Source organism: Pseudomonas sp. MWU16-30316, from assembly GCF_020515645.1.
Taxonomy (GTDB): Bacteria; Pseudomonadota; Gammaproteobacteria; order Pseudomonadales; family Pseudomonadaceae; genus Aquipseudomonas; species Aquipseudomonas cerasi.
Map to the genome: position 1 here is coordinate 111426 of NZ_JAIZAZ010000008.1, position 12278 is coordinate 123703.

A 12278-nucleotide genomic window follows, 5' to 3' on the forward strand; every position below is an offset into this window, starting at 1 on the left:
CGGCAGGATCAACAAACAACTTAATTTCTGTAACGGCAGGAAGCGGGAAATGTTTATTGCGGGCTTCTTGTGCCCATGCGCCGCGTCGGCATGCGTTGGGTGACACAGAGCGTCACGAACTGCATTCCCACGCGGAGCGTGAGGAACGAGAGGTGTCCTGGAGAACATCATGACTATGCACGGGGCCTGAACGCCTTCCCAGGTCTCGCCGGGGATTCGAATACAGCGATGCGCTAAAACGCACCCATAAAAAAACCGCCTGATCAGCGATCAGGCGGTTTTCATGACGCCAGCGAAGCTTAGTAAGCCAGGCCGAAATCTTCTTCCTTCATGTCCATCAGGTTGGCAGCGCCCGACAGAATGGCCGCCACGTGGGTACGGGTGCGCGGCAGGATGCGCTGGAAGTAGAAGCGCGCGGTCTGGATCTTGGCGCGGTAGAACGCCTCGTCAGACGTACCGGCCGCCAGTTTCTCGGCCGCAACACGCGCCATGTCGGCCCAGAAGTACGCCAGGCAGGCATAGCCGGAGAACATGACGTAGTCCACCGATGCAGCACCCACTTCTTCGCGATCCTTCATCGCCGCCATACCGACTTTGAGGGTCAGGTCGCCCCACTCCTTGTTCAGCGCAGCCAGTGGCGTCACAAACTCCTGAACGACTTCGTTGCCTTCATTGCTCTGGCAGAACTTGTGAACGATCTTGGTGAAGCCCTTGAGCGCTTCGCCCTGGGTCATCAGCACCTTGCGGCCCAGCAGATCGAGCGCCTGGATACCGGTGGTGCCTTCGTACAGCATCGAAATCCGGCTGTCGCGAACGTTCTGCTCCATGCCCCACTCGGCAATGAAGCCGTGGCCGCCGTAGATCTGCACGCCGTGGTTGGCGGCTTCAAAGCCCACTTCCGTCATGAACGCCTTGGCAATCGGGGTCATGAACGCCAGCAGCGCGTCAGCGGCTTTCTTTTGCTCAGGGTCTTCGCTGTACTTGACGATGTCGACCTGTTTGGCCGTGAAGTACACCATGGCACGCGTGCCTTCGGCGAACGCCTTCATGGTCAGCAGCATGCGACGCACATCAGGGTGAACGATGATAGGGTCGGCGGCTTTTTCCGGTGCCTTGGGGCCGGTCAGCGAACGCATTTGCAGGCGGTCACGGGCATATTGCAGGCCGCCCTGGAAGGCGACTTCGGCGTGCGCCAGACCTTGCAGTGCAGTCCCCAGACGTGCGGTGTTCATGAACGTGAACATGCAGTTCAGGCCCTTGTTCGCCGGCCCGATCAGGTAACCGGTAGCGCCATCGAAGTTCATCACGCAGGTGGCGTTGCCGTGGATGCCCATCTTGTGCTCGATGGAGCCGCAGTTTACGGCGTTGCGCTCACCGATGCCGCCATCGGCAGCCGAGAGAAACTTGGGCACGATGAACAGCGAAATACCTTTGGTGCCAGCCGGTGCGTCCGGCAGGCGGGCCAGCACGATGTGGACGATGTTATCGGCCATGTCGTGTTCGCCAGCGGAGATGAAAATCTTGGTGCCGGTAACCTTGTAGGTCCCGTCAGCCTGAGGCTCTGCTCTGGTGCGCAGCATGCCCAGGTCGGTACCGCAATGCGACTCGGTCAGGCACATGGTGCCGGTCCATTCGCCGGACACCAGCTTGGTCAGATACGCTTCCTGCTGCTCGGGCGTGCCGTGCTCGGAGATCGTGTTCATCGCACCGTGCGACAGGCCAGGGTACATGCCCCACGACCAGTTCGCCTCACCGACCATCTCGCTGACCGCCAGGCCCAGCGACTCGGGCAGACCCTGACCGCCGTGCGCAACGTCATGCGCCAGACTTGGCCAGCCGCCTTCGACGAACTGTTTGTAAGCCTGTTTGAAGCCGGTCGGCGTCTTCACGCCCGACTCGCTCCAGGTGCAACCCTCGGTATCGCCCACACGGTTCAGCGGTGCCAGCACCTGCTCACAGAACTTGGCACCCTCTTCCAGAATGGCGTCGACCATGTCCGGAGTGGCGTCATGACAGGCTGGCAGACTCTGATAGTGCGCTTCATAGCCGAGCAGTTCATCACGAACAAAACGAATATCACGCAAGGGGGCCTTGTAGTCAGGCATAGCGATAACCTCTGCTGATGAATCCTGGAACGAATGACCGGGCGGTCGCTGGAGAGATACCCTCAAGCGCCAGACAATCTCGTATGCCTCGCGGTCAAACAGGTGTTTGAAACATACGTTTACGCCCAAACCTTGTCAATAGCGAAGCACGCACCATTCGTCCACGGCCCATGCATAAGCCACGCAGGCGTACGTCGTGCGGGGGCGAGCGAAACGTAAGCAAAAGTCTAGTGGAGGGCGAAACCGGGTGCAGGTGAGATACAGGACAATGATGCGGAGAAATTCAGCGGGCAACGCCGTGCGCAGATGGCACGGCGGGAATTGACGCGAAAATCAGGCGTAGGTGTCGATCAGCGTGCCGAGCATTTCATTGCTGGCTTTCTGCGCAGCCAGTCCGGCTGCAAACTGATCCTTTCCAGCCTCGAGTTCGACGATGTTGGACGGCAAGTCGGAACGCTGGCTGCGATCAACCGAGCGCAGGTTCTCGAGCTGAAAGTCAGAAGACTGGCTTCTGCCCGACACTTCGATATTGGAGCTGGCAATCTGGGTGGCCGCCTGATCCACACGACTTTGCCCGACCTGCATTGCGCTAAGGCCTGGGTAGAGGGTGTTGTTCATGGTGATTTGCATAAGCCGATCCTCAGTTCAAAAAACGAACACGCCCATTGAAGCAGCATTTGCCCGGAAATACTCGACAAACAGACTAATGGCACTAGGCCGCACGATAGCCTGAGTCTTGAAAATCCAAAACTGTCTTGCCGGTCAGCGACATAGCGGCCCTGTCAGCTCAATACTTTTAAATCGAGATACTGCGCCACATTTTCGGCACTCGCCTCGTTCAAGCGCGGCACCCGCCCCAGGCAAGGTGCAGGCAGACGCTCGACCAGCGTGGCGAGGTTTTCTTCAAGCCGCGAGGTGTCGGCATCCACGATGTTGGCCACCCAGCCGGCCAGGCGCAACCCGTCACGGGCAATCGCTTCGGCAGTCAACACCGCATGATTGATGCAGCCCAGACGCACGCCCACCACCAGAATCACCGGCAGGTCCAAAGCAATGGCCAGGTCGGACAATGTGCTCTGCCCGGACAGCGGCACGCGCCAACCGCCCGCCCCTTCGATCAGGGTGAAATCGGCCTGTCTGGCGAGCATCTGCCGCATGGGTTGCAGCACCGAATCGACGGTCAACGCGACGCCAGTTTCGCGTGCTGCCAGGTGCGGAGCGATGGCTGGTTCGAAAGCCAGCGGGTTGACTTCAGCGTAATCCAGCTCGACAGAACACTCGGCCAGCAACGCCAGAGCATCCGGGTTGCGCAGCCCATGTGGCGTGACAAAACAACCGGAGGCAACGGGCTTGCCGGCTGCCGTGCTCAGACCGGACATTCGGGCAGCATGCAGCAAACCGGCAGCCACCGTGGTCTTGCCAGCGTCGGTATCGGTCCCGGTGATGAAGTAGGCAGCAGTCATCTCAGCAGTCTTTCCTGTCAGTCCGTCAGTTTTTTTCAAGCACCGCGTACAGCACTTGATAGGTAGCGGGCAGTCCGGCGTCCTGGCGGAAGCCTTCATAGGCCTGAATCATGCCCATGATTCGCTCGCGCCCGGTCAGGCCATTGGGTCGTCCGGGGTTGAGATTGTGCGCACCGAGCGCCTTCAACTCGTGCGTCAGGCTGCGCACGTCCGGGTAATGCAGAACCTGCGGGCGAACATCGAGGCTGCGCACTTGCAGGCCGCTCGCTGCGCACAGCTGACGATAGTCATCCTCATGACGAAAACGGTTCACATGCACCCGGCCGTCCACTGCCTGCCAACTGTCGCGCAACTCGTACAGCGTGCCGACACACAGGCTGGCAAAGGCAAATACGCCGCCTGGTTGCAAAACGCGGTGAGCTTCACTGAGCACCGCCGTGAAATCGGCGCACCACTGCACCGCGAGGCTGGAAAAAATCAGCCCGCAGCTCTGGTCACGCAGCGGCAGGTGCTCGGCATCACCCGCAACAAAGTGCTGTGCGCCACCCAAGGGTCGGGCGTGACGCAACATGCCTTCGGCGATATCCAGTGCAATGCCTTCGCTGCCATTGAAAGCCTGCGCCAGCGCCCGGCTGAAATAGCCGGTGCCGCTGCCTAGATCCAGCCAGCGAGACGGATTGCATTGCGCAGGCAAACACGTGAGCAGCTCATTACCGACGTTGCGCTGCAGTTCGGCAACGCTGTCATAGCTACCTGCCGCGCGGGAAAACGATGCGGCGACCTGACGTTTGTCAGGCAAGACAGAAGGTGGTTTGGGGATTGAAAGATCAGTCATCGTCCAGCTCGTGCAGAAAGGCATGGATCGCAGCCGCCACCCCGTGAGGGTTTTCCAGCAGGAAGGCATGACTGGCCTGCTCGATGAGCCCCACTTCGACATCCGGCAACAAGGCCAGCAGATCACTTGCCGCCTCAGCGGGCACGAAGGCATCCAGCCCGGCAAACAGGTGCAGTTGCGGGCCACGATAGGTTTGCAAAGCGCTGCGGGTGTCGAGTTGCCGAAGTATTTTCAGGCCGTCGATCAACGCCGTTTTCGACAGGTGCGGTGCGCCGGCCTTGAGCAGCCGCGCCAGACCGCGCGGGTCTTCTGCGCCTTGCGTGCATAACAGGCTGAAACGCTTGAGGGTCAGGTCCGGATCATCGGCACAGCCAGCCAGAAATGCCTCGAAATCCTGCGCGGGCATTGCGTTCGGCCACGCACCTTGGGTGACGAAACAGGCGTTGCTGGCCAGCGTCAGTAATCCGCAACAACCTTCGCCGCGCCGCGCCGCCAGTTCAGCCGCGAGCATGCCACCCAATGACCAGCCGCCCAGCCAGGCGTCGTCTGGCAGGTTGCTGTCCAGTTCGTCGAGCCAGTCTGGCAAGTCGCAGCTGTCGATATCCGGCAATGGCTCGACTTCAACCCGCAAGTGCTCGTCCAGCCCACGCAGCGCAGCGGCAAGCGGCTCCAGCGGCGAAACGCCAAGGCCCCAGCCTGGCAACAGAATCAGACGATCACGCACGAACAGGCTCCGAGGATTGGCTGGCATCCAGCAGCGGGTAGCACTGCTCCAGAGTGTTCAATAATAGCTGCACGTCGGCTTCGCTGTGCGCGGCAGACAAGGTCACACGAAGTCGCGCGCTGCCCGCAGGCACGGTAGGCGGGCGAATGGCGGTGACCAGCAGGCCACGCTCACGGAGCAACTGCGAGAGGTGCAACGCCCGACCGGCATCACCGATCATGATCGGCTGAATCGGGGTAAAGCTGTCCATCAGTTGCAGCCCGATCTGCTCGGCACCGCGACGAAACTGCTGAATCAGCCGCGTCAGATGCTCGCGACGCCAATGCTCGGTACGCAGCAACTGCAGGCTTTTCAAGGTGGCGCAGGCCAGCGCGGGCGGCTGGCTGGTGGTGTAGATGTAGGGCCGGGCGAACTGGATCAGGGTTTCGATCAACTCCTCACTGCCGGCCACGAACGCTCCGGAAGTGCCGAACGACTTGCCCAGGGTGCCGACCAGCACCGGCACGTCATCCATGCTCAGGCCGAAGTGTTCGACGATACCGGCGCCGTTGGCACCCAAGGGGCCGAAGCCGTGAGCGTCATCCACCATCAGCCAGGCCCCTTTGGCCCTCGCCGAACGGGCCAGCGCGGGCAGATCGGCGATGTCGCCGTCCATGCTGAACACCCCGTCGGTGACTACCAGGGTATCGCCCACGGATTTTTCCAGGCGGGCTTCCAGGCTGCTCACATCGTTGTGCAGATAGCGCGAAAACCGTGCACCGCTGAGCAGACCGGCATCCAGTAGCGAGGCGTGGTTGAGACGGTCCTCCAGAACCGTATCGCCCTGCCCGACCAACGTTGTCACTGCGCCAAGGTTGGCCATGTAGCCATTGGAGAACAAAAGGGCACGCGGGCGACCGGTCAGCTCGGCCAGCGCTTCTTCCAGTTCATGGTGCGGCGCGCTGTGGCCGATCACCAGATGCGAAGCCCCGCCTCCCACGCCCCAGCGCTCGGCACCTGCCTGCCAGGCGGCGATCACCTCGGGATGATTGGCCAGCCCCATATAATCGTTGTTGCAGAACGCCAGTAACGGCTGGCCGTCGACGATGACCTGCGGCCCCTGCGGACTTTGCAGCAGCGGGCGCTGGCGATAGAGGTGTGCGGCGCGCCGGGCATCGAGGCGCGTGCGGAGATCGAAAGACATGCAGGCCCCGAACCGGAAGATGACAATTCAAAACGGGCCGGAACAGGCCGGCCCATTCAACGGATCAGGCAGAGGCAGCGTCGTAGAACATCGAGCTGCTTTGCTGCTCGACCAGCGCCTGTTCGATGGCGGCCTGATGCACTTCGTCGGCATGCCCTTCGCCTGCTTCGGGCTTGATGCCCAGACGCGAGAACAACAGCATGTCCTTGTCGGCCTGCGGGTTGGCGGTGGTCAGCAGCTTGTCGCCGTAGAAAATCGAGTTGGCCCCGGCGAAGAACGCCAGTGCCTGCATTTGCTCGTTCATCGCTTCGCGACCGGCGGACAGACGCACGTGGGATTTCGGCATGAGAATCCGTGCCACGGCGAGCATGCGAATGAAATCGAACGGGTCGACATCTTCGGCGTTTTCCAGCGGCGTACCGGCGACCTTGACCAGCATGTTGATCGGCACCGACTCCGGGTGCTCAGGCAGGTTGGCCAGTTGAATCAGCAGCCCCGCGCGGTCATCGAGGGACTCGCCCATGCCCAAAATGCCACCGGAGCAGATCTTCATCCCGGCATCGCGCACGTAGGCCAGGGTTTGCAGGCGCTCGCTGTAGGTCCGGGTGGTGATGATGCTGCCGTAGAACTCCGGCGAGGTGTCGAGGTTGTGGTTGTAGTAATCCAGCCCGGCAGTGGCCAACGCTTCGGTCTGTTCCTGATCGAGGCGTCCCAGGGTCATGCAGGTTTCCATGCCCATGGCTTTCACGCCTTTGACCATCTCCAGCACATAAGGCATGTCCTTGGCGGAAGGATGCTTCCAGGCCGCGCCCATGCAAAAGCGGGTCGAGCCAATGGCCTTGGCACGCGCGGCTTCTTCAAGCACCTTCTGCACTTCCAGCAGCTTTTCTTTCTCGAGACCGGTGTTGTAGTGGCCGGACTGCGGACAGTACTTGCAGTCTTCCGGGCAGGCGCCGGTCTTGATCGACAGCAGCGTGGAGACTTGCACGCGGTTGGCGTCGAAGTGAGCGCGATGCACCGTTTGCGCCTGAAACAGCAGGTCATTGAATGGCTGTACAAACAGCGCCCTGACCTCGGCTAAAGTCCAGTCGTGACGCAAAGTGGCGGTGGTGCTGGCGCTCATCGGGCGGCTCCTTGGTGTTTCTGGGCAATGCGCGAGGGCGGGAAAGACCCCATGCGCTACACGGATGTCGGCATATTTAAGGAAGAGCCATGCGCTGTCAACCCAGCTACCCGCATGAGGTTTACATCTGGTTAAAAAACAAACAACCCTGTTTGTTATGCGATGAACGCAGTGAGGTGCCCACGCCCATTTGCGTGCCGTGCGAAGCAGAACTGCCGTGGCTGGGCAACGCCTGCGTGTGCTGTGCGCTGCCGTTACCGCGTTCAGGCATGAGCTGCGCGCAATGCTGCAAGCAAACGCCCGGCTTTGCTCAGGTCATCGCGCCCTGGCTGTACGATTTCCCGGTCGACGGTCTGATCACCCGCTTCAAACATAGCGGTAAATGGCCTATGGGACGACTGCTGGCAGAACTGTGCGCGCAATACCTGCAGCACCGTTTCGAGGAAGACCTGCCGCGCCCCGACTGCCTCATTCCAGTGCCGCTGGCCAACAAACGCTTGCGCCAGCGCGGCTACAATCAGGCGGCAATGCTGGCCGGCTGGCTGGGTAAACAGCTGCAACTGCCCATCGACGAAGAGCATGTGTTACGCAGCCGGGAGACAACCGCGCAACAGGGCCTGGACGCGAAAGCCCGCAGGCGCAACCTGCGCGGCGCCTTTACCCTGGTTGATCCCGATTGGGTACAGGGCAAGCACTTGGCGCTGGTCGATGATGTTCTGACCACCGGTTCGACGGCAGAGGTCATTGCGCGACTGCTGAACAAGGCCGGTGCGCGGCGGGTGGACGTGTATTGCCTGGCTCGCACGCCCAAGCCGGGTGACTAATGGCCCCTACGCGCCTGGTTTAATATCGTTCCCATGCTCCAGCGTGGTAATGCCTTTCAGGACGCTCCGCGTCCGGTTTCGACGCCATGAGCGAGAGCGATCATACTGCCCACTCCTACTCGACCGCCCCGGACTTCCATGGCCCTCCCCACCTTGCTGACGCAACACATGGTCCGTCGCCCGCAACGCATTGCGCTGTTGCAGCATATTGCCGAACAGGGCTCGATCACCCGCGCTGCGAAAAGCGCAGGGCTGAGTTACAAGGCGGCCTGGGACGCGATCGACGAGCTGAACAATCTGGCGCAAAAACCGCTGGTAGAGCGCAGTGTCGGCGGACGCGGCGGTGGCGGCGCGAAGTTGTCGGTCGAGGGCGAGCGAGTGCTGCGTCTCTATCAGCGCGTCCAGGCCTTGCAGGCCCAGGTGCTGGAAGCGGCCGAAGACAGCAGCGACCTTGACCTGCTCAATCGCCTGACCCTGCGTACCAGCGCACGCAATCAGTTGCTGGGGCGGATCGTCAGCATCACCCGCCAGGGGCATAACGATCAGGTTCGCCTGCAATTGGCGGACGAGGTGTTTATCGAAGCACAGGTCACCCATGACAGCACCCTGCGTCTGGAACTGGAAAACGGCACGGAGGTGGTTGCACTGATCAAGGCCGGCTGGCTGGAACTGCACGCAGACCGCAGCGAAGAAACAAATGGAAACAATTGTCTGATCGGCCGAATCGACAGCGTGACCGACGCTGAAGATGGCCCGAGCGAAGTACGCATCACACTCCCCGGCGGCCAGACGCTGTGCGCCCTGGCGACACCTGAGCACCTGCATGCACAACAGTTGAAAACCGGCACCACGGTGCAGGCAAGATTTGCTGCTTCACTGGTACTGCTGGGTATACCGTTGTAAGCGCTGGCAGGTCATCACCACGACACAATTTCGTCATATGCGCGCACTAAGGTGGCTGCCATATTCGAGGGAGCCGTGATGATGAAACTATTAGAAGAAAACCAGACCACTGACCTGGAAAACCTGGTCGGCGCCGACAAGGTCGGCCTCACCCGCCGCGGTTTCATCAGCGCGGGCGCATTGTGCGGCGCTGCGATGTTTCTCGGCGGCAACCTGCTCAGCCGTACCGCTCTGGCCAACAGCGTCAGCGCGGCGTCTGGCAGATTGCTCGGCTTCCAGAGCATTCCTGCTGCCACCGCCGACAGCATCAGCCTGCCAGCAGGTTACACTTCCTCGGTACTGATCAGTTGGGGCCAGCCTCTGCGAGCGGGCGGTCCGGCGTTCGACCCGAGTGGCAAGGGTACCGCCCAGGCTCAGGAGGTGCAGTTCGGCGACAACAACGACGGCATGTGCCTGTTCCCGATGCGGGGTCGCAAAGACCGTGCTTTGCTGGCGATCAACAACGAATACACCAACTACCGCTACCTCTTCGAGCATGGCAAGGAGCCGCAATCGGCTGAAGAAGTGCGCAAGGCACTCGCCGCAGAAGGCGTGTCAGTGATCGAGATACAGCAGAAAAACGGCAAATGGCAGTTCGTGCAGGACTCGCGTTACAACCGTCGTGTGCATGGCAATACGCCGATCAGGCTGAGTGGCCCGGCGGCCGGTCACGAATGGCTCAAGACTGACGCCGACAAGACCGGCACCCGCGTCCTGGGGACTTTCCAGAACTGCTCCAGCGGCCAGACACCGTGGGGCACGTACCTGACCTGTGAAGAGAACTTCACCGACTGCTTCGGCAGCAGCAACCCGGAGCAGACATTCGATGCGGGCATGAAGCGCTATGGCGTCGTGGCTGCCAGTAAAGAGATCAACTGGCACCCGCACGACCCGCGCTTCGACGTGGCGAAAAACCCCAACGAGGTCAATCGCCATGGCTGGGTGGTCGAGATCGATCCGTTCGACCCCAAATCGACGCCGGTCAAGCGCACGGCACTCGGGCGTTTCAAGCACGAAAACGCCGCCTTCACGCAGACCAGGGACGGGCGCGCCGTGGTGTACATGGGCGACGACGAGCGTGGCGAGTTCATCTACAAATTCATCAGCCGCGACCGGATCGATCGCAAGAACCCGAAAGCCAATCGCGACCTGCTGGACCACGGCACCCTGTACGTGGCGCAATTCGACGCTGGCAACGGCAACCCGGACCATCCAAAGGGCAACGGCCAGTGGATCGAACTGAAATACGGCAAGAACGGCCTCGATGCCGCTGCCGGTTTCGCCAATCAGGCTGAAGTGTTGATTCATGCACGGCTGGCCGCCAGTGTGGTCAAGGCCACGCGCATGGACCGCCCGGAATGGATCGTGGTCAGCCCCAAGGATGGCCAGGTTTATTGCACGCTGACCAACAACATCAAGCGCGGCGACGAAGGTCAGCCGGTTGGCGGGCCGAATCCACGCGCCAAGAACCAGTACGGGCAGATCCTGCGCTGGCGCGAAGGCGGCAACAATGCGTCGGCGATGGCGTTCGAGTGGGACCTGTTTGTGGTCGCGGGCAACCCGACCGTACATGCCGGTACGCCACAGGCCGGGTCGAGCAACATCAACGCGCAGAACATGTTCAACAGCCCGGACGGCCTGAGTTTCGATCGATCGGGTCGGCTGTGGATCCAGACTGACGGCGACTCCAGCAACAAGGGTGACTTCGCTGGCATGGGCAACAACCAGATGCTCTGTGCCGACCCGGCCAGCGGCGAGATCCGTCGTTTTCTGGTTGGCCCGATCGGTTGCGAAATCACCGGCATCAGCTTTGCGCCTGACTACCGGACGATGTTCATCGGCATCCAGCATCCCGGTGAAAACGGTGGCTCTACCTTCCCCGAGCATTTGCCCAACGGTAAACCGCGCTCATCGGTGATGGTCATCACCCGGGAAGATGGCGGCGTTATCGGCGCCTGATCGGCAATCAGGAAGAGGACGCAGATCGCTCATCGTTATATAAAGGTCTGCTATTGATTCTGGCCGGAGGCCGTGGGAGCGAACTTGTTCGCGAAGAGGGCTGTATGATCGTCGAAAATGCATCGACTGATACACCGTCTTCGTGAGCAAGCTCACTCCCACAAGGATCTTTACTCCGCCTGATACAGCGCGTCGAGCCCCGCTTTCCGGGCTCATCAAGACTTGAGTATCACGCCGGGCGCAGAGCGTGGGAGCGATGAGCAATCAATCAATCAACCCGTTCACATCGTAGAACGGGTATGGCCCTTCATAGTCGCCGAACACGGCGTTATGACTGACAAACCCCTGTTCCGAATGCCAGCGATGCAGCACGTAACCTGCCGGTTCCAGATTGAAATGCGCAGGCGCGGCTTCGTCGAGGTCGAGGACGATCTGGTGTGAGGTGCCCGGGCAGATGCTCGCCACGCTGCCTCCGAAACGTCGCTGCATCGGTCGATGCAAATGTCCGCACAGCAAACGCTCCACTTGCGGATGCTGGGCGATCACGCGCTCCAGCGCCGATGCGTTGCCGAAGGATTCGCGGTCCATGTGCCCTATGCCGGTAATGAACGGCGGATGGTGCATGACAATCACGGTCGGCACGTAAGGACGACGGGACAGCTGTGCGTGCAGCCAGTCCAGCTGACAATAATCCAGTTGCCCGCCATGCTCGCCGGGAATGGTCGTGTCCATGCCGATCAGGCGCACCGGGTATTTCTCAACGACCCAGTCCAGAGGACCGCTGGCCGACAACGGCAGGTACACCTGCTCGGCGAACGCGGCCAGCAGGTTGTGCCGATCGTCATGATTGCCGGGCACCAGATAGAACGGCATCTGCAGACGTTCCAGTTCGGGCTTGAGCACGGCGTATTCGTCCTCGCGACCGAAGTCCACCAGGTCACCGCTGATCACCACGATGTCGGGGCGCTGCTTGCTGGCATTGATGTGCGCGACCGCGCGGCGCAGCGCCCCCAGGGTATCGACCACGCCATAGGTCAGGCGCCCGTCGGCTTTGAGGTGCAGATCACTGATCTGAGCAATAAGAAACGGACGATTCAAAATAATCTCTCTACGAAAAACG

At 61.0% G+C, this 12278-nt stretch carries 11 protein-coding genes; 3 read left to right on the forward strand and 8 right to left on the reverse strand.

Going from position 1 to position 12278, the window contains the following annotated elements; genetic code table 11:
• Positions 1 to 299 precede the first annotated feature (299 nt).
• The 7 genes from LCH65_RS22280 to bioB all read right to left on the reverse strand — a co-directional run bounded on the left by LCH65_RS22280 (position 300) and on the right by bioB (position 7433).
• Positions 300 to 2105 carry a phenylacyl-CoA dehydrogenase gene (locus LCH65_RS22280; protein WP_003432609.1) on the reverse strand — a complete coding sequence of 602 codons (1806 nt, stop codon included), beginning with the start codon at positions 2103 to 2105 and terminating at the stop codon, positions 300 to 302.
• A 333-nt stretch (positions 2106 to 2438) separates the two neighbouring features.
• Positions 2439 to 2735, reverse strand: a complete 297-nt coding sequence (locus LCH65_RS22285; protein ID WP_003316196.1) for a hypothetical protein — start codon at positions 2733 to 2735, stop codon at positions 2439 to 2441.
• Between the two features lie 152 nt (positions 2736 to 2887).
• On the reverse strand, positions 2888 to 3568 hold the full coding sequence (gene bioD, locus LCH65_RS22290; RefSeq protein WP_096121215.1) for a dethiobiotin synthase: 681 nt from the start codon (positions 3566 to 3568) through the stop codon (positions 2888 to 2890).
• Positions 3569 to 3593: 25 nt separating this feature from the next.
• On the reverse strand, positions 3594 to 4403 hold the full coding sequence (gene bioC / locus LCH65_RS22295; protein ID WP_226439804.1) for a malonyl-ACP O-methyltransferase BioC: 810 nt from the start codon (positions 4401 to 4403) through the stop codon (positions 3594 to 3596).
• Positions 4396 to 5127 carry an alpha/beta fold hydrolase gene (locus LCH65_RS22300; RefSeq protein ID WP_060708366.1) on the reverse strand — a complete coding sequence of 244 codons (732 nt, stop codon included), beginning with the start codon at positions 5125 to 5127 and terminating at the stop codon, positions 4396 to 4398. Before LCH65_RS22300 ends, bioC begins: the two co-directional genes overlap by 8 nt.
• Positions 5120 to 6310 carry an 8-amino-7-oxononanoate synthase gene (gene bioF / locus LCH65_RS22305; protein WP_226439805.1) on the reverse strand — a complete coding sequence of 397 codons (1191 nt, stop codon included), beginning with the start codon at positions 6308 to 6310 and terminating at the stop codon, positions 5120 to 5122. The genes LCH65_RS22300 and bioF overlap by 8 nt, the downstream gene beginning before the upstream one ends.
• Before the next feature lie 64 nt (positions 6311 to 6374).
• Positions 6375 to 7433, reverse strand: coding sequence for a biotin synthase BioB (gene bioB, locus LCH65_RS22310; protein WP_003372416.1), 1059 nt, complete (start codon positions 7431 to 7433; stop codon positions 6375 to 6377).
• Positions 7434 to 7522: 89 nt separating this feature from the next.
• On the opposite strand from bioB, the gene LCH65_RS22315 reads away from it, so the two are divergent.
• From LCH65_RS22315 to LCH65_RS22325, 3 genes are all read left to right on the forward strand, one after another.
• The gene (locus LCH65_RS22315; protein ID WP_058416064.1) at positions 7523 to 8257 is read left to right on the forward strand and encodes a ComF family protein; all 735 of its coding nucleotides are present in this window, start codon (positions 7523 to 7525) and stop codon (positions 8255 to 8257) included.
• A 138-nt stretch (positions 8258 to 8395) separates the two neighbouring features.
• Positions 8396 to 9160, forward strand: a complete 765-nt coding sequence (locus LCH65_RS22320; RefSeq protein ID WP_003372419.1) for a TOBE domain-containing protein — start codon at positions 8396 to 8398, stop codon at positions 9158 to 9160.
• A gap of 81 nt (positions 9161 to 9241) precedes the next feature.
• On the forward strand, positions 9242 to 11158 hold the full coding sequence (locus LCH65_RS22325; protein WP_226439828.1) for a PhoX family phosphatase: 1917 nt from the start codon (positions 9242 to 9244) through the stop codon (positions 11156 to 11158).
• A 264-nt stretch (positions 11159 to 11422) separates the two neighbouring features.
• Here LCH65_RS22325 and LCH65_RS22330 read toward each other — a convergent pair whose 3' ends face one another.
• Positions 11423 to 12256 (reverse strand): phosphodiesterase, encoded by an 834-nt coding sequence (locus LCH65_RS22330; RefSeq protein ID WP_003432597.1) that lies wholly within the window; start codon positions 12254 to 12256, stop codon positions 11423 to 11425.
• Positions 12257 to 12278 lie beyond the last annotated feature (22 nt).

Bases quoted from the DNA above. Each gene is read 5' to 3' on its own strand.
- bioB (WP_003372416.1), bottom strand. From the start codon at position 7,433: ATGAGCGCCAGCACCACCGCCACTTTGCGTCACGACTGGACTTTAGCC.
- bioC (WP_226439804.1), bottom strand. From the start codon at position 4,403: ATGACTGATCTTTCAATCCCCAAACCACCTTCTGTCTTGCCTGACAAA.
- LCH65_RS22285 (WP_003316196.1), bottom strand. From the start codon at position 2,735: ATGCAAATCACCATGAACAACACCCTCTACCCAGGCCTTAGCGCAATG.
- LCH65_RS22325 (WP_226439828.1), top strand. From the start codon at position 9,242: ATGAAACTATTAGAAGAAAACCAGACCACTGACCTGGAAAACCTGGTC.
- LCH65_RS22315 (WP_058416064.1), top strand. From the start codon at position 7,523: ATGCGCTGTCAACCCAGCTACCCGCATGAGGTTTACATCTGGTTAAAA.
- LCH65_RS22280 (WP_003432609.1), bottom strand. From the start codon at position 2,105: ATGCCTGACTACAAGGCCCCCTTGCGTGATATTCGTTTTGTTCGTGAT.
- bioF (WP_226439805.1), bottom strand. From the start codon at position 6,310: ATGTCTTTCGATCTCCGCACGCGCCTCGATGCCCGGCGCGCCGCACAC.
- LCH65_RS22320 (WP_003372419.1), top strand. From the start codon at position 8,396: ATGGCCCTCCCCACCTTGCTGACGCAACACATGGTCCGTCGCCCGCAA.
- bioD (WP_096121215.1), bottom strand. From the start codon at position 3,568: ATGACTGCTGCCTACTTCATCACCGGGACCGATACCGACGCTGGCAAG.